The sequence below is a fragment of the Streptomyces sp. RKAG293 genome, from assembly GCF_023701745.1.
Classification (GTDB): domain Bacteria; phylum Actinomycetota; class Actinomycetes; order Streptomycetales; family Streptomycetaceae; genus Actinacidiphila.
Map to the genome: position 1 here is coordinate 5,333,482 of NZ_JAJOZB010000001.1, position 16,164 is coordinate 5,349,645.

Consider the following 16,164-nt stretch of genomic DNA (forward strand, 5'->3'; position numbering starts at 1 on the left):
GAGCAGGGCCGCGACCGGAGCCACCGACGGGCCGGCGGCGTGGATCGGCCGGTGGCCCGTCCGCCGGCACACCGTGGCCCTCACGCTCTGGACCGTCTGCTGGTTCGTGGTCACCTCCCGCAACGGCGGCGTCTCCTGGCACTACCTGAGGACCGGCGGGCAGCTGCTGACCGACGGCGGGCCGGGCGGCGGGCTCGCGATCTACCAGAACCACCCGGAGCTGCAGATCGGCCCGGTCAGCTTTCTGACCGCCGCGCTCTTCGAGCCCTTCCCGCCGGGAGTGGGGGAGCGGCTGGCCGAGGCGTTCATGTCGGGCCTGGGCCTGTACATGCTGGTCGTGGTGGGCCGCACGGCCGCGGACTTCTACGCCGGGACCGGCATCAACCACCGCCGGCTGCAGCAGCGGGTGCTCATAGCCGGGCTGGCCTTCATCCCGATGTGGGTGGAGGTCTCGGTGCGGTTCGCGCACCTGGACGACGTACTGGCGCTGTTCTTCACCACCCTGGCGGTGCGCGCCCTGGTCCGCGGCCGGCCGGCCGCCGTCGGCATCCTGCTGGCACTGGCCGTGGACTCCAAGCCCTGGGCGCTGTCCTTCCTCCCGCTGCTGCTGGCGCTGCCCCGCGCGCACTGGCGCCGCGCCGCCTGCTGGCTGGTGGCCCTGGTCGCGGTGGCCTGGCTGCCGTTCTACGTCACCCACCTCGGCTCGGCCGCCGCCGCGCAGTTCGCGATCCCCAACCAGCCCGCGTCGGCACTGCGCTGGTTCGGGGTGGCCGACGCCGTCACCCCCGGCTGGGACCGTCCCGCGCAGGCCCTGCTGGGCCTCGGGCTCGGCACGGTGGCGGTGCTGCGCGGCCGCTGGCCGGCCGTCGTGCTGCTCGGCGCGGACGCCAGGATCGCCCTCGACCCGAGCGTCTACACGTACTACAGCGCGTCGATCCTGCTCGGGACGCTGCTGTGGGACGCCGTGGGGCAGCGCCGCCTGGTGCCCTGGTGGAGCTGGATCGCGCTGCTCTCGCTGTACGGGAGCGCGCTGCTGGTCCCGTCGGAGTCGGCCCAGGGGCTGATCCGGCTCTCGTTCGCGGCCGTGTCGGCGGCGTACGTGCTGCTGTGGCCCCTGAAGAAGCGGACGAGATCCCGGGCGGGCGGCCGGCGCGCCGCCGGCACAGGGAGCCGGCGCGGCGCACCCGCTCCCATGCGAGGACGTTGAGGGCGGCTATCAGCAGCGCCGGCAGTCGCCGCGACGGTGAAGGCCGCCGCGACGACGGTCAGCTCGGCCGCGTCCAGGTGCGCGGCCGCGGACGCCGTCCGGCGGGGGGTCAGGCCGGCAGCGCCAGCCAGTCCTCGATGCCGGACAGCAGCCGCTCCCGTACCTCCGGCGGCGCCGCCGAGCCTCGTACCGACTGCCGGGCCAGCTCCGCCAGCTCCTCGTCGGTGAAGGCGTGCGAGTCCCGGGCGATCTCGTACTGCGCGGCGAGCCGGGAGCCGAAGAGCAGCGGGTCGTCGGCGCCCAGCGCCATCGGTACGCCCGCGTCGAAGAGCGTGCGCAGCGGCACGTCCTCCGGCTTCTCGTAGACGCCCAGCGCGACATTGGACGCCGGGCAGACCTCGCAGGTGATCTGCCGCTCGGCGAGCCGCTTCAGCAGCCGCGGGTCCTCGGCGGCCCGTACGCCGTGCCCCACGCGCCCCGCGTGCAGGTCGTCGAGGCAGTCGCGGACGCTGCTGGGCCCGGCGAGCTCACCGCCGTGCGGGGCGGCCAGCAGCCCGCCGTCCCGGGCGATGGCGAAGGCGCGGTCGAAGTCGCGGGCGAGCCCGCGGCGCTCGTCGTTGGACAGCCCGAAGCCGACGACGCCCCGGTCGGCGTAGCGCACCGCGAGCCGGGCGAGGGTGCGGGCGTCCAGCGGGTGCTTCATGCGGTTGGCGGCGACGATGACGGCCATCCCCACGCCGGTGTCCCGGGAGGCGGTCGCCACCGCGTCCAGGATGATCTCCATGGTCGGGATGAGGCCGCCCAGCCGGGGTGCGTACGACGTCGGGTCGACCTGGATCTCCAGCCACCCGGAGCCGTCCCTGGCGTCCTCCTCGGCGGCCTCGTGGACCAGCCGCTGGATGTCCTCGGCGGTGCGCAGACACGAGCGCGCGCTGTCGTAGAGCCGTTGGAAGCGGAACCAGCCCCGCTCGTCGGTGGCCCGTAGTTTCGGGGGCTCGCCCGAGGTCAGCGCCTCGGGGAGGTGCACACCGTGCAGGTCCGCGAGCTCCAGCAGGGTCTCGGACCGCATGGAGCCGGTGAAGTGCAGATGGAGATGGGCCTTGGGGAGCAGACGGACATCACGTGCCATCCGAAGATCCTGCCGTACGGGTGACGCTGTCCGGTACCGCTTTCACCGAACGGGCGCTTGCCCGAAAACAAGAACGGGCCCCCGGCAGCAGCCGGGGGCCCGTCGGAAGAGCGCGGTCAGTCGCGGGCCTCGCCGAGCAGCTTCTGGATCCGGGAGACGCCCTCGACCAGGTCCTCGTCACCCAGTGCGTAGGAAAGCCGCAGGTAGCCGGGGGTGCCGAAGGCTTCACCCGGGACCACGGCGACCTCGACCTCGTCCAGGATGAGGGCCGCCAGCTCGACCGAGGACGCCGGGCGCTTGCCGCGGATCTCCTTGCCGAGCAGCTCCTTCACCGACGGATAGACGTAGAACGCGCCTTCGGGAGTGGGGCAGACCACACCGTCGATCTCGTTCAGCATCCGCACGATGGTCTGCCGCCGCCGGTCGAAGGCGGTGCGCATCTCGGCGACCGCGTCCAGGTTCCCGGAGACCGCGGCCAGCGCGGCGATCTGGGCGACGTTGCTGACGTTGGAGGTGGCGTGCGACTGCAGGTTCGTCGCGGCCTTGATGACGTCCTTGGGGGCGATCATCCACCCGACGCGCCAGCCGGTCATGGCGTACGTCTTGGCGACGCCGTTCACCACGATGCACTTGTCGCGCAGCTCGGGAAGGACGGCCGGGAGCGAGGTGAAGGTCGCGTCGCCGTAGACGAGGTGCTCGTAGATCTCGTCGGTGAGCACCCACAGGCCGTGCTCGACGGCCCAGCGGCCGATCGCCTCGGCGTCGGCCGCGCTGTAGACGGCGCCGGTCGGGTTGGACGGCGAGACGAAGAGGACGACCTTCGTCCGCGGGGTGCGGGCCGCCTCCAGCTGCTCGACCGTCACCCGGTAGCCGGTCGTCTCGTCCGCGACGACGTCGACGGGCACGCCGCCCGCGAGCCGGATCGACTCGGGGTAGGTGGTCCAGTACGGCGCCGGGACGATGACCTCGTCGCCCGGGTCGAGGATCGCGGCGAAGGCCTCGTAGATGGCCTGCTTGCCGCCGTTGGTGACCAGCACCTGGGAGGCGTCGACCTCGTAGCCCGAGTCGCGCAGCGTCTTGGCGGCGATGGCGGCCTTGAGCTCCGGCAGCCCGCCGGCCGGGGTGTAGCGGTGGAACTTCGGGTTGCGGCACGCCTCCACCGCGGCCTCGACGATGTAGTCGGGGGTCGGGAAGTCGGGTTCGCCGGCACCGAAGCCGATGACCGGACGCCCGGCGGCCTTGAGGGCCTTCGCCTTGGCGTCCACGGCGAGTGTCGCGGACTCGGAGATCGACCCGACGCGGGCCGACACCCGACGGTCGGAGGGGGACTGTACGGGGGGAGTGGCAGCGGTCATGAGTGCATGCTCCCAGACGGCGTACCGCCCCGGCACCGCGGTTTGCGGAGTGGACACCCCGGTGTTTACGGAGTGGACGGCGGGGCCTGCGGCGGAGCCGTTCGACGACCGGCCTGTGAACACGTACACTCATCCGTCGATGGCCCTCTCGCGAACTGCGGTACGTTGAGGGGCGTCTTCAAAGGGTCGTAGCTCAATTGGTAGAGCACTGGTCTCCAAAACCAGCGGTTGGGGGTTCAAGTCCCTCCGGCCCTGCTACACGCGTCCTCACCAGGATGCGGGCAGGTAATTGCACTCGCCGTACCGCGCGACGGGCGCGGTATGGCCACGACCCGGAGTCAGGTGAAGACGAGTGACTGAAATCACGGACTCCATCGAGGTCCCTGAGCCTGACGCATCCCAGGACAAGAAGGCCCGCCGCGGAGGTAAGCGCGGAAAGAAGGGCCCCCTGGCCCGTCTCGGCCTCTTCTACCGGCAGATCGTCGCCGAGCTCCGCAAGGTCGTCTGGCCTTCGCGTCACGACCTCACGACGTACACGAGCGTCGTAATTGTCTTCGTTGTCGTCGTCATCGGGCTTGTGTCCGTGATTGACTTTGGCTTCGCGAAGCTCGTCTCGTACGTCTTCGGATGATCCTGCGGACGACGCCCCTGCGGCGCCTTTCCGCATGTTCCACCCCTTGAAGTCAGGAAGAAGCAGTCACCGTGTCTGACCCGAACGTGTACGACGCCGACGAGTCCGTCGAGGGCGACGACACTGCGCTCGACATCGTCGAGGCAGCCGACGGCGACATCGACCAGGCCGAAGCTGCCGATGAAGCCGCGGGCGAAGCCGCCGAGCAGGCCGCCGTCCACGTCATCGACGAGACCGGTGCGGCAGTCGCCGAGGACGCCCAGGACGAGACCGGCGAGACCGAGGCCGTCGTCGACGAAGAGGCCGACGCGGTGCTTGCCGAGGCCGACGCCGAGCTGGCCGAGGACGCCGAGCCCGTCGAGGAGCCGGAGCCGATCGACCCGGTCGCCGCCTTCCGCGAGGAACTCCGCACCCTGCCGGGCGAGTGGTACGTCATCCACACGTACGCCGGCTACGAGAACCGCGTGAAGTCCAACCTGGAGCAGCGCGCCGTCTCGCTGAACGTCGAGGACTACATCTACCAGGCAGAAGTGCCCCAGGAAGAAGTAGCCCAGATCAAGAACGGCGAGCGGAAGACGGTCAAGCAGAACAAGCTTCCCGGCTATGTGCTCGTCCGCATGGACCTGACGAACGAGTCGTGGGGCGTCGTCCGCAACACCCCGGGCGTCACCGGCTTCGTGGGCAACGCGTACGACCCGTACCCGCTGACGCTGGACGAGATCCTCAAGATGCTCGCTCCCGAGGTCGAGGCGGCCGCCGAGGCCGCCGCTGCCGCGGACGGCACGGGTCCGGCCCGCAAGATCGAGGTCCAGGTGCTGGACTTCGAGGTCGGCGACTCGGTCACCGTCACCGACGGCCCGTTCGCGACGCTGCAGGCGACGATCAACGAGATCAACCCGGATTCGAAGAAGATCAAGGGCCTCGTCGAGATCTTCGGCCGCGAGACCCCGGTCGAGCTCAGCTTCGACCAGATCCAGAAGAACTGAGTTTTTTACACGTCCGACCAGGTCAGACCGGATTTCATCGCCGGTCTGGCCTGTTTGGTTTCAGGCCACACCGCGATACCCGTTATCGTGGTGCGGTATGCCTGTTAGCAGGCGAAACAACTCTCACTAGGACCCGGAGAGAGCAATGCCTCCCAAGAAGAAGAAGATCACGGGGCTTATCAAGCTCCAGATCAACGCGGGCGCGGCCAACCCCGCCCCGCCCGTCGGCCCCGCACTGGGCCAGCACGGCGTCAACATCATGGAGTTCTGCAAGGCCTACAACGCCGCGACCGAGTCGCAGCGTGGCATGGTCGTGCCGGTGGAGATCACGGTCTACGACGACCGCTCCTTCACCTTCATCACCAAGACTCCGCCGGCCGCGAAGCTGATCCTCAAGGCCGCGGGCGTGGAGAAGGGCTCCGGCGAGCCGCACGTCAAGAAGGTCGCGAAGCTCACCGCCGCTCAGGTGCGTGACATCGCCACCCTCAAGATGCCGGACCTGAACGCCAACGACCTGGACGCCGCGTCGAAGATCATCGCCGGCACCGCCCGTTCCATGGGCATCACGGTCGAGGGCTGACACCCACCCCGAAGCACGTCTGTGGAAGGGCCGCGCGCGGTCCGTACCACGACTCCACTCACCATTGAGGAGCAGCAGTGAAGCGCAGCAAGACTCTCCGCGCTGCGGACGCGAAGATCGACCGGGACAAGCTCTACGCCCCGCTCGAGGCCGTCCGTCTCGCCAAGGAGACCGCAGCGACGAAGTTCGACTCGACCGTCGAGGTCGCCATGTGCCTGGGTGTGGACCCGCGCAAGGCCGACCAGATGGTCCGCGGCACCGTGAACCTCCCCCACGGCACCGGCAAGACCGCCCGGGTCCTGGTCTTCGCGACCGGTGACCGTGCCGAGGCCGCGCGTGCCGCCGGCGCCGACATCGTCGGCTCCGACGAGCTCATCGAAGAGGTGGCCAAGGGCCGCCTCGACTTCGACGCCGTCGTCGCCACCCCGGACCTCATGGGCAAGGTCGGCCGCCTCGGCCGCGTGCTCGGTCCCCGTGGCCTGATGCCGAACCCGAAGACCGGCACCGTGACCCCGGACGTGGCCAAGGCCGTGACCGAGATCAAGGGCGGCAAGATCGAGTTCCGCGTCGACAAGCACTCGAACATGCACTTCATCATCGGCAAGGTGTCGTTCGATGACGCGCAGCTGGTCGAGAACTACGGCGCGGCCCTGGACGAGCTCCTTCGTCTGAAGCCGTCCGCCTCCAAGGGCCGGTACATCAAGAAGGCCGTCATCAGCACGACGATGGGCCCGGGTATCCCCCTGGACCAGAGCCGTACCCGCAACCTCCTCGTCGAGGAGGACCCGGCCGCCGTCTGATTCTGACGACGCCGCGTACGCGACTCGGGCCGGGCCCCGCTCCTTTCGGAGCGGGGCCCGGCCTGTCAGCTGTCCCGGGCCTGTACGCCCCTGTCCCGCCCGGACGGGGCCGCCGGCGCCCCACCCGGCGTTCCGGCCCGAGTACGGCCGCTGAGCGGCCCGTTGAGGCGATTTGGTGTATCGCGACCCGTTCGCGTACGCTACCGAAGAAGCCAAAGACCGCTGGTCGCTGCTGTGCCCTCGTTGAGGAGCGCGGCGGCCGAAGGATCCGCTAGCTGCGGACGACCCGCTCAGGTTGCTGTGGAAGAACTCCTGGAATTCATTCTGGTTGAGTAACGCCCCGTGCGCCTGCGCCGGGGCGTTCGTGTTGCCCAGCCCCTTCCGTGCGGTCCGAATCACCCGGAAGGAGGCCGAGACTCATGGCGAGGCCCGATAAGGCTGCTGCGGTTGCCGAGCTGACGGACAAGTTCCGCAGCTCCAATGCCGCAATGCTGACCGAGTACCGCGGTCTCACCGTGGCGCAGCTCAAGACGCTGCGCCGTTCGCTCGGTGAGAACGCTCAGTACGCCGTGGTGAAGAACACGCTGACCAAGATCGCGGCCAACGAGGCCGGGATCAGCACGCTGGACGACCTGTTCTCGGGTCCGACGGCGGTTGCCTTCATCACCGGTGACCCGGTGGAGTCGGCGAAGAGTCTGCGTGACTTCGCCAAGGACAACCCCAACCTCATCATCAAGGGCGGTGTCCTTGACGGTAAGGCGCTGACCGCTGATGAGATCAAGAAGCTCGCGGACCTCGAGTCCCGCGAGGTTCTGCTCGCCAAGGTGGCCGGTGGCATCAAGGCGTCGATGGCCAAGGCCGCGGCGACTTTCCAGGCCCCGCTCACGGAGTTCGTCCGCACCGCGGACGCGCTTCGCGCCAAGGTCGAGCAGGGCGGTGCCGGTACGCCGGCTCCCGCCGAGGCCGAGGTGGCGGAGTAACCCTCCGCCCCCCTGGTCGCAGCGGGCGCCTCACGCCCGCCTTCATGTACACCCGGCACCTGCCGAATAGTGGAAGGACGCCATCATGGCGAAGCTGTCCCAGGACGAGCTGCTCGCGCAGTTCGAGACCCTGACCCTCATCGAGCTCTCTGACTTCGTCAAGGCTTTCGAAGAGAAGTTCGACGTCAAGGCTGCCGCCCCGGTCGCCGTCGCGGGCCCCGCCGGCCCCGCCGCCGAGGTCGCTGAGGAGCAGGACGAGTTCGACGTCGTCCTCACCGGCGCCGGCGAGAAGAAGATCCAGGTCATCAAGGTTGTGCGTGAGCTCACCTCGCTGGGTCTGAAGGAGGCCAAGGACCTCGTCGACGGCGCTCCGAAGCCGGTCCTCGAGAAGGTCGCCAAGGAGGCCGCCGAGAAGGCTGCCGAGTCCCTCAAGGCCGCTGGCGCGTCCGTCGAGGTCAAGTAAGTCCCAGCCCCTCCACAAGGGGCTGAACAGCCGCAGGGCGGCCACCCGAAAGGGTGGCCGCCCTCGGTCGTTCCCGGGGTCCTCCAGGGGGCCTGTAGCCGCCCGGGGGTAAGGTGATCATCCCCGCCGGGCCAGGGGGGCCGTGCGGATCTCCGGGGGGCTGGGGCCTTGACGAACCGGACGCGGCGCGCAATTCTCAGGACGCGTCGTAAGTTCGATCCGGGGTCCGAGGCATGGATCGAGCGCGATGCGGGAATGCCTAGCGTCAAGCACAGATCCGGTGCCGAGACCGGGTCGACAACAGTGGCGAGGGGGCAATGATTCGGTACTCCGAATCTCTGCCTGGACATCAGTGTGCCGAGTGGCTACACTGACCCTTTGCGCTGCCTGTTAGCTGTAGCCTGGCCCGTCACCAGGGACAGCCCCAAGCCTGAGCACGGAATGAAGAGATGTCCCGTCTGTGGACATCCCCGTGTGCTCGGGGGCGGACACCGGTATGCGCGTAGTGAGTCCGAGCCCTCGGAAGGACCCCCTCTTGGCCGCCTCGCGCAACGCCTCGACTGCCAATACGAACAACGGTGCCAGCACTTCACCGCTGCGCATCTCTTTTGCGAAGATCAAGGAACCCCTCGAGGTACCGAACCTCCTCGCGCTGCAGACCGAGAGCTTTGACTGGCTGCTCGGCAACGCCGCGTGGAAGGCTCGTGTCGAGGCGGCTCTGGAAAGTGGCCAGGACGTCCCCAGGAAGTCGGGTCTGGAAGAGATCTTCGAGGAGATCTCTCCGATCGAAGACTTCTCCGGGTCGATGTCGCTCACCTTCCGCGACCACCGTTTTGAGCCTCCGAAGAACTCGATCGACGAGTGCAAGGACCGCGACTTCACGTACGGCGCTCCGCTCTTCGTCACCGCCGAGTTCACCAACAACGAGACCGGCGAGATCAAGTCGCAGACGGTCTTCATGGGCGACTTCCCGCTCATGACCAACAAGGGCACCTTCTGCATCAACGGCACCGAGCGTGTCGTTGTCTCGCAGCTGGTCCGCTCGCCGGGCGTCTACTTCGACTCCTCGATCGACAAGACGTCCGACAAGGACATCTTCTCGGCGAAGGTCATCCCGTCCCGCGGTGCCTGGCTCGAGCTCGAGATCGACAAGCGCGACATGGTCGGTGTCCGCATCGACCGCAAGCGCAAGCAGTCGGTCACCGTGCTCCTCAAGGCTCTCGGCTGGACGACCGAGCAGATCCTCGAGGAGTTCGGCGAGTACGAGTCCATGCGCGCCACCCTGGAGAAGGACCACACCCAGGGCCAGGACGACGCGCTGCTCGACATCTACCGCAAGCTGCGTCCGGGCGAACCGCCGACCCGCGAGGCCGCGCAGACGCTGCTCGAGAACCTCTACTTCAACCCGAAGCGCTACGACCTCGCGAAGGTCGGCCGCTACAAGGTGAACAAGAAGCTCGGCAGCGACAAGCCGCTCGACGCCGGCGTGCTGACCACGGCCGACGTTCTCGCGACCATCAAGTACCTGGTCAAGCTGCACGCCGGTGAGACCGAGACCGTCGGGGAGGACGGCCGCAACCTGGTCGTCGAGACCGACGACATCGACCACTTCGGCAACCGCCGTCTGCGCAACGTCGGCGAGCTCATCCAGAACCAGGTCCGTACCGGCCTGGCTCGTATGGAGCGCGTCGTCCGCGAGCGGATGACCACCCAGGACGTCGAGGCGATCACGCCGCAGACCCTGATCAACATCCGGCCGGTCGTCGCCTCCATCAAGGAGTTCTTCGGCACCAGCCAGCTGTCCCAGTTCATGGACCAGACGAACCCGCTGTCGGGCCTGACCCACAAGCGTCGTCTGTCCGCGCTGGGCCCGGGTGGTCTGTCCCGTGAGCGCGCCGGCTTCGAGGTCCGTGACGTTCACCCGTCGCACTACGGCCGCATGTGTCCGATCGAGACCCCGGAAGGCCCGAACATCGGCCTGATCGGCTCGCTCGCGTCCTACGGCCGGGTCAACGCCTTCGGCTTCGTGGAGACCCCGTACCGCAAGGTCGTCGAGGGCATCGTCACCGATGACGTCGACTACCTGACGGCCGACGAGGAGGACCGCTTCGTCATCGCGCAGGCCAACGCGCCGCTGACGGACGACAACCACTTCGAAGAGGCCCGCGTCCTGGTCCGCCGCCGTGGCGGCGAGATCGACTACATCCCCGGCGCCGACGTCGACTACATGGACGTCTCGCCGCGCCAGATGGTGTCGGTCGCGACCGCGATGATCCCGTTCCTCGAGCACGACGACGCCAACCGCGCGCTCATGGGATCGAACATGATGCGCCAGGCGGTGCCGCTCATCAAGAGCGAGGCCCCGCTGGTCGGCACCGGCATGGAGTACCGCTGCGCGGTCGACGCCGGTGACGTCATCAAGGCCGAGAAGGACGGTGTGGTCCAGGAGGTCTCCGCGGACTACGTCACGGTCGCCAACGACGACGGCACCTACACCACGTACCGGGTGGCGAAGTTCAGCCGCTCGAACCAGGGCACGTCCTTCAACCAGAAGGTCGTCGTCGACGAGGGCGCTCGCGTCGTCGCCAACCAGGTCCTGGCCGACGGCCCCTCCACCGACGAGGGCGAGATGGCCCTCGGCAAGAACCTCCTCGTGGCATTCATGCCGTGGGAAGGCCACAACTACGAAGACGCGATCATCCTCAGCCAGCGGCTGGTCCAGGACGACGTCCTCTCCTCGATCCACATCGAGGAGCACGAGGTCGACGCCCGTGACACCAAGCTCGGCCCGGAGGAGATCACCCGGGACATCCCGAACGTCTCCGAGGAGGTCCTCGCGGACCTCGACGAGCGCGGGATCATCCGCATCGGTGCCGACGTCGTCGCCGGCGACATCCTGGTCGGAAAGGTCACGCCGAAGGGCGAGACCGAGCTGACCCCGGAGGAGCGCCTGCTCCGTGCGATCTTCGGCGAGAAGGCGCGCGAAGTGCGCGACACCTCGCTGAAGGTGCCGCACGGCGAGACCGGCAAGGTCATCGGCGTCCGCGTCTTCGACCGCGAAGAGGGCGACGAGCTGCCGCCGGGCGTGAACCAGCTGGTCCGCGTCTACGTCGCGCAGAAGCGCAAGATCAACAACGGTGACAAGCTTGCCGGCCGGCACGGCAACAAGGGCGTCATCTCGAAGATCCTGCCGGTCGAGGACATGCCGTTCCTGGAGGACGGCACCCCGGTCGACATCATCCTCAACCCGCTGGGTGTCCCGTCCCGAATGAACCCGGGACAGGTCCTGGAGATCCACCTCGGCTGGCTCGCCCAGCAGGGTTGGGACACCTCCGGGATCAGCACCGAGTGGGCCCGCCGGCTGGAGTCCATCGGCGCCGACAAGGTGCCCCCGGGCTCCAACGTCGCCACCCCGGTGTTCGACGGTGCGCGCGAGGACGAGATCACCGGCCTCTTCGAGGCCACGATCCCGAACCGCGACGGCGACCGGATGGTGCTGCCCTCGGGCAAGGCCCGGATGTTCGACGGCCGCTCCGGCGAGCCGTTCCCGGACCCGATCTCGGTCGGCTACATGTACATCCTGAAGCTCCACCACCTGGTGGACGACAAGCTCCACGCCCGCTCCACCGGTCCGTACTCCATGATCACGCAGCAGCCGCTGGGTGGTAAGGCGCAGTTCGGTGGCCAGCGATTCGGTGAAATGGAGGTGTGGGCTCTTGAGGCATACGGTGCCGCCTACGCCCTCCAGGAGCTGCTGACGATCAAGTCCGACGACGTCCTCGGCCGTGTGAAGGTCTACGAGGCCATCGTCAAGGGCGAGAACATCCCCGAACCCGGCATTCCCGAGTCCTTCAAGGTGCTCATCAAGGAAATGCAGTCGCTGTGCCTCAACGTGGAGGTGCTGTCCTCGGACGGTATGTCCATCGAGATGCGCGACACGGACGAGGATGTCTTCCGCGCTGCGGAAGAGCTCGGTATCGACCTGTCCCGGCGTGAGCCGAGCAGCGTCGAAGAGGTCTGACGGGCCTGGTCGGGACTCCCTCACCGGAGTCCCGGCCGCCCCGGACCGTTCAGACCATGTTTGACACTCGACCCTGAAAGAGGGATTGACGACAAGTGCTCGACGTCAACTTCTTCGACGAGCTGCGGATCGGCCTTGCCACCGCGGACAACATCCGGACCTGGTCCCACGGCGAAGTGAAGAAGCCGGAGACCATCAACTACCGCACCCTCAAGCCGGAAAAGGACGGGCTCTTCTGCGAGAAGATCTTCGGTCCGACCCGGGACTGGGAGTGCTACTGCGGTAAGTACAAGCGTGTCCGCTTCAAGGGCATCATCTGCGAGCGCTGTGGCGTCGAGGTAACTCGCGCCAAGGTGCGTCGTGAGCGGATGGGCCACATTGAGCTGGCCGCTCCCGTGACCCACATCTGGTACTTCAAGGGCGTTCCGTCGCGGCTGGGCTACCTGCTCGACCTCGCCCCGAAGGACCTCGAGAAGGTCATCTACTTCGCCGCCTACATGATCACGTGGGTCGACGACGAGCGCCGTACGCGTGATCTGCCCTCCCTCGAGGCGCAGGTCTCCGTCGAGCGCCAGCAGGTCGAGAACCGCCGGGATTCCGATGTCGAGAACCGGCAGAAGAAGCTCGAAGCGGACCTCGGCGAGCTGGAGGCCGAGGGTGCCAAGGCCGACGTGCGCCGCAAGGTGCGCGAAGGTGCCGAGCGTGAGATGAAGCAGCTCCGTGACCGCGCCCAGCGCGAGATCGACCGCCTCGACGAGGTATGGGCCCGCTTCAAGAACCTCAAGGTCCAGGACCTCGAGGGCGACGAGCTGCTCTACCGCGAGCTGCGCGAGCGCTTCGGTACGTACTTCTCCGGATCGATGGGTGCCGCGGCGCTGCAGAAGCGTCTCGAGTCCTTCGACCTCGAGGAGGAGGCCGAGCGTCTCCGCGAGATCATCCGTACCGGCAAGGGCCAGAAGAAGACCCGTGCGCTCAAGCGCCTCAAGGTCGTCTCGGCGTTCCTGCAGACCACCAACAAGCCCAACGGCATGGTGCTGGACTGCGTCCCGGTCATCCCGCCGGACCTGCGTCCGATGGTGCAGCTGGACGGTGGCCGCTTCGCGACCTCCGACCTGAACGACCTGTACCGCCGCGTGATCAACCGTAACAACCGCCTCAAGCGTCTCCTTGACCTCGGTGCCCCCGAGATCATCGTGAACAACGAGAAGCGGATGCTGCAGGAGGCCGTCGACGCGCTGTTCGACAACGGCCGCCGTGGTCGCCCGGTCACCGGTCCCGGCAACCGCCCGCTGAAGTCCCTGAGCGACATGCTCAAGGGCAAGCAGGGTCGTTTCCGTCAGAACCTGCTCGGCAAGCGAGTCGACTACTCGGCCCGTTCGGTCATCGTCGTCGGCCCGCAGCTCAAGCTGCACCAGTGCGGTCTGCCGAAGGCCATGGCGCTGGAGCTCTTCAAGCCGTTCGTGATGAAGCGCCTGGTGGACCTGAACCACGCGCAGAACATCAAGTCGGCCAAGCGCATGGTCGAGCGCGGCCGCACCGTCGTCTACGACGTCCTCGAAGAGGTCATCGCGGAGCACCCGGTGCTGCTGAACCGTGCACCGACCCTGCACCGCCTCGGCATCCAGGCCTTCGAGCCCCAGCTGGTCGAGGGCAAGGCCATCCAGATCCACCCGCTCGTCTGCACCGCGTTCAACGCGGACTTCGACGGTGACCAGATGGCCGTGCACCTGCCGCTGTCGGCAGAGGCGCAGGCCGAGGCCCGCATCCTGATGCTGTCCTCGAACAACATCCTGAAGCCGGCCGACGGTCGTCCCGTCACCATGCCGACCCAGGACATGGTGCTGGGTCTGTTCTTCCTCACCACCGAGCCGGAAGAGCGCGTGCTCATCGGCGAGGGCCGGGCGTTCGGTTCCACCGCCGAAGCGATCATGGCGTTCGACAACCGCGAGCTCTCGCTGCAGTCGAAGGTCGACATCCGCTTCCCGGTCGGCACCGTCCCGCCGCGCGGCTGGACCCCGCCCGTCCAGGAAGAGGGCGAGCAGGGTTACCAGGTCGGCGACACGTTCCGGCTGCGGACGTCCCTGGGACGCGCGCTCTTCAACGAGCTGCTGCCCGAGGACTACCCGTTCGTCGACTACGCGGTCGGCAAGAAGCAGCTCTCCGAGATCGTCAACGACCTCGCCGAGCGGTACCCGAAGGTCATCGTGGCGGCGACGCTCGACAACCTGAAGGCGGCCGGCTTCCACTGGGCCACCCGTTCCGGCGTCACCGTGGCCGTCACGGACATCGTCGTCCCCGAGGCCAAGAAGGCCATCGTCAAGGGGTACGAGGAGCAGGACGAGAAGGTCCAGAAGCAGTACGAGCGCGGCCTGATCACCAAGGACGAGCGCACGCAGGAGCTCATCGCGATCTGGACCAAGGCGACCAACGAGGTTGCCGAGGCGATGAACGCGAACTTCCCCAAGACGAACCCCATCTTCATGATGGTTGACTCGGGTGCCCGAGGAAACATGATGCAGATGCGTCAGATCGCCGGTATGCGTGGTCTGGTGTCGAACGCGAAGAACGAGACCATCCCGCGTCCCATCAAGGCCTCGTTCCGTGAGGGCCTGTCCGTGCTGGAGTACTTCATCTCCACCCACGGTGCCCGTAAGGGTCTCGCGGACACCGCCCTGCGTACCGCCGACTCGGGTTACCTGACCCGTCGTCTGGTGGACGTCTCGCAGGACGTCATCATCCGCGAGGAGGACTGCGGTACCGAGCGCGGCCTCAAGCTGCAGATCGGTGCGCGCGGCGAGGACGGCGTCCTTCGTAAGACGGACGACGTCGAGACCAGCGTCTACGCCCGCATGCTCGCCGAGGACGTCGTCATCGACGGCAAGGTGATCGCGCCGGCCAACGTGGACCTGGGCGACGTGCTCATCGACCAGCTGATCCAGCACGGTGTCGAGCAGGTCAAGACCCGCTCGATCCTCACCTGCGAGTCCACGGTCGGCACCTGTGCCTTCTGCTACGGACGCTCGCTGGCCACCGGCAAGCTGGTGGACATCGGTGAGGCCGTCGGTATCATCGCGGCCCAGTCGATCGGTGAGCCCGGTACCCAGCTGACGATGCGTACCTTCCACACCGGTGGTGTGGCGGGTGACGACATCACGCAGGGTCTGCCGCGTGTCGTCGAGCTCTTCGAGGCTCGTGTCCCCAAGGGTGTCGCCCCGATCTCCGAGGCCATCGGCCGGGTCCGCATCGAGGAGACCGAGAAGACGAAGAAGCTCGTCGTCACCCCGGACGACGGCAGCGAGGAGATCGCTTACCCGATCTCCAAGCGGTCCCGTCTGCTGGTGGGCGAGGGCGACCACGTCGAGGTCGGCCAGAAGCTGACCGTGGGTGCCACCAACCCGCACGACGTGCTGCGTATCCTCGGCCAGCGCCAGGTTCAGATCCACCTGGTGGCCGAAGTGCAGAAGGTCTACAACAACCAGGGCGTGTCGATCCACGACAAGCACATCGAGATCATCATCCGGCAGATGCTCCGCCGTGTGACGATCATCGAGTCCGGCGACGCCGAGCTGCTGCCCGGCGAGCTGGTCGAGCGCGGCCGCTTCGAGACCGAGAACCGTCGTGTGGTCTCCGAGGGCGGTCACCCCGCCTCCGGTCGTCCGCAGCTGATGGGTATCACCAAGGCCTCGCTGGCGACCGAGTCCTGGCTGTCGGCCGCCTCCTTCCAGGAGACGACCCGAGTGCTGACCGACGCGGCGATCCACGCCAAGTCGGACTCGCTGCTCGGCCTGAAGGAGAACGTCATCATCGGTAAGCTCATCCCGGCCGGTACGGGCCTCGCCCGCTACCGGAACATCCGGGTGGAGCCCACCGAAGAGGCGAAGGCAGCGATGTACTCGGCCGTCGGTTACGACGACATCGACTACTCGCCCTTCGGCACCGGCTCCGGCCAGGCCGTTCCCCTGGAGGACTACGACTACGGCCCCTACAACGGCTGAGTCGTGTCCCACAGAGT

General features: G+C 67.7%; 11 protein-coding genes and 1 tRNA gene. 10 read left to right on the forward strand and 2 right to left on the reverse strand.

Annotation, left to right across the window (positions count from 1 at the left end; genetic code table 11):
• Nucleotides 1-43 precede the first annotated feature (43 nt).
• Nucleotides 44-1,207, forward strand: a complete 1,164-nt coding sequence (locus LNW72_RS23880; protein WP_250980283.1) for a hypothetical protein — start codon at nt 44-46, stop codon at nt 1,205-1,207.
• A gap of 109 nt (nt 1,208-1,316) precedes the next feature.
• Here LNW72_RS23880 and LNW72_RS23885 read toward each other — a convergent pair whose 3' ends face one another.
• Nucleotides 1,317-2,336, reverse strand: coding sequence for an adenosine deaminase (locus LNW72_RS23885; protein WP_250977260.1), 1,020 nt, complete (start codon nt 2,334-2,336; stop codon nt 1,317-1,319).
• 116 nt (nt 2,337-2,452) lie between these two features.
• Complete coding sequence (locus LNW72_RS23890; protein ID WP_138352879.1) at nt 2,453-3,691, reverse strand: pyridoxal phosphate-dependent aminotransferase; 1,239 nt, start codon at nt 3,689-3,691, stop codon at nt 2,453-2,455.
• A 182-nt stretch (nt 3,692-3,873) separates the two neighbouring features.
• Here LNW72_RS23890 and LNW72_RS23895 point away from each other — a divergent pair.
• The 9 genes from LNW72_RS23895 (at nt 3,874) to LNW72_RS23935 (ending at nt 16,147) form a co-directional block, all read left to right on the forward strand.
• Nucleotides 3,874-3,946 (forward strand) — tRNA-Trp (locus tag LNW72_RS23895).
• Between the two features lie 97 nt (nt 3,947-4,043).
• Entirely contained in the window at nt 4,044-4,322 is a 279-nt protein-coding gene (gene secE, locus LNW72_RS23900) for a preprotein translocase subunit SecE (protein WP_138352880.1), read from the forward strand.
• A 71-nt stretch (nt 4,323-4,393) separates the two neighbouring features.
• Nucleotides 4,394-5,308 (forward strand): transcription termination/antitermination protein NusG, encoded by a 915-nt coding sequence (gene nusG, locus LNW72_RS23905; protein ID WP_250977261.1) that lies wholly within the window; start codon nt 4,394-4,396, stop codon nt 5,306-5,308.
• Nucleotides 5,309-5,453: 145 nt separating this feature from the next.
• The gene (gene rplK / locus LNW72_RS23910) at nt 5,454-5,888 is read left to right on the forward strand and encodes a 50S ribosomal protein L11 (RefSeq protein ID WP_250977262.1); all 435 of its coding nucleotides are present in this window, start codon (nt 5,454-5,456) and stop codon (nt 5,886-5,888) included.
• Between the two features lie 77 nt (nt 5,889-5,965).
• Nucleotides 5,966-6,688: a 50S ribosomal protein L1 gene (gene rplA, locus LNW72_RS23915; RefSeq protein ID WP_250977263.1), complete on the forward strand. Its 723-nt coding sequence runs from the start codon at nt 5,966-5,968 to the stop codon at nt 6,686-6,688.
• A gap of 419 nt (nt 6,689-7,107) precedes the next feature.
• The gene (rplJ, locus tag LNW72_RS23920; RefSeq protein WP_250977264.1) at nt 7,108-7,668 is read left to right on the forward strand and encodes a 50S ribosomal protein L10; all 561 of its coding nucleotides are present in this window, start codon (nt 7,108-7,110) and stop codon (nt 7,666-7,668) included.
• Nucleotides 7,669-7,753: 85 nt separating this feature from the next.
• Nucleotides 7,754-8,131 carry a 50S ribosomal protein L7/L12 gene (gene rplL, locus LNW72_RS23925; RefSeq protein ID WP_250977265.1) on the forward strand — a complete coding sequence of 126 codons (378 nt, stop codon included), beginning with the start codon at nt 7,754-7,756 and terminating at the stop codon, nt 8,129-8,131.
• A 535-nt stretch (nt 8,132-8,666) separates the two neighbouring features.
• Nucleotides 8,667-12,152 carry a DNA-directed RNA polymerase subunit beta gene (gene rpoB, locus LNW72_RS23930; protein WP_250977266.1) on the forward strand — a complete coding sequence of 1,162 codons (3,486 nt, stop codon included), beginning with the start codon at nt 8,667-8,669 and terminating at the stop codon, nt 12,150-12,152.
• Nucleotides 12,153-12,247: 95 nt separating this feature from the next.
• Complete coding sequence (locus tag LNW72_RS23935; protein WP_250977267.1) at nt 12,248-16,147, forward strand: DNA-directed RNA polymerase subunit beta'; 3,900 nt, start codon at nt 12,248-12,250, stop codon at nt 16,145-16,147.
• The last annotated feature ends 17 nt before the right edge of the window (nt 16,148-16,164 follow it).